Source organism: Pseudaminobacter soli (ex Zhang et al. 2022) (assembly GCF_014595955.1).
GTDB lineage: Bacteria > Pseudomonadota > Alphaproteobacteria > Rhizobiales > Rhizobiaceae > Kumtagia > Kumtagia pseudosoli.
Genome location: NZ_JABVCF010000017.1, coordinates 95,311 through 96,381, shown reverse-complemented (window position 1 = coordinate 96,381; position 1,071 = coordinate 95,311). Strand labels below are relative to the sequence as shown.

The 1,071-nt window shown below is 66.0% G+C and carries 2 pseudogenes; one reads left to right on the top strand and one right to left on the bottom strand.

Features of this window, described 5'->3' with window-relative positions:
• Positions 1-180 (bottom strand): annotated as a pseudogene (locus HUI96_RS29660) (hypothetical protein); the annotation flags it as partial.
• A gap of 379 nt (positions 181-559) precedes the next feature.
• On the opposite strand from HUI96_RS29660, the pseudogene HUI96_RS29655 reads away from it, so the two are divergent.
• Positions 560-1,071 (top strand): annotated as a pseudogene (locus HUI96_RS29655) (integrase); the annotation flags it as partial.

Here is a 1,071-nt window from a genome sequence, read left to right as displayed (position 1 = left end):
TTCGAGCCAGAGGACCGCCGCCGCGTCGTGGAAATGGAAGCGCTCGATGAATCCGTCCCGCACCGGCGAGCGCGCGAGGCGCTCGTCTAGCCGGGCGACGGCGTCCTCGGCCGCAACCAGCGGGCTGGCGATTGCGGCCCATGGAATGGTTTTCGCAACGTCGCGATCAGAGCTGGTCATGGCGCAGAGGCTCCCTCAGGCAGCAGCGATTGAGCCCGGCCGCGCTGTTAGCTGGCGCGGTCTCGCCGGCGCCGGCTCGATCGGACGCCGGCAGAGCTCGCTGCTAAAAATCCCAACCCAAAAAGCCATCGCCCTCCCCTTCAATGCGCTCCGGACGGTTCCCGCCGGCCAGTCAACCCTTTGATTTGACAATATCAGATTCCTTTAAATGAAGCCATCTTCATTTTACCTTCAGTCATAGAGCGTTCCCTTTTCAACCGTTTTCACTATCGATAATGACCTCTTATCGATAGCGATTGTTTTGGCCGGGGAAATCGGTCACAATCGTCCGCAAACCCGGCCGTGATGGCCCAAGAATCCGCGTCGGAGCGCCAGATCCATGCCGAACCCTGCCGCCGCGCCCGGTCGAGACAGCCAGGAACTCGTCACCCGCCGCGCCGAGGCGCTCGATGCGCTCGACGCGGTGCTGCCGTTCGACCGCCGCGATTTTCTCGCCGGGCTGCTTACCGATGCCGACGTCGAAACGCTGCGCCATCTCGCCAAACAGGGTCTGGGCGAGAACTCGCTGCGGGCGCTCGCCTCCGATCTCGGCTATCTCGAGGCCTGGTGCCAAGCCGCGACCGGCGCGCCGCTGCCATGGCCGGCGCCGGAGGCGCTGCTGATCAAATTCGTGGCGCAGCATCTGTGGGATCCGCAACAGCGCGAGACCGATCAGGGCCACGGCATGCCGGCGGAAATCGCCGCCGCGCTGCAGGCGCAGGGGCTGCTGCGCAGCGCCGGGCCGCATGCGCCGTCGACCGTGCGCCGGCGGCTGTCGAGCTGGTCGACGCTGACGAAATGGCGCGGCCTCCCCGGCCGCTTCAACGCGCCGGGCCTGCAGAGCCTGCTGAG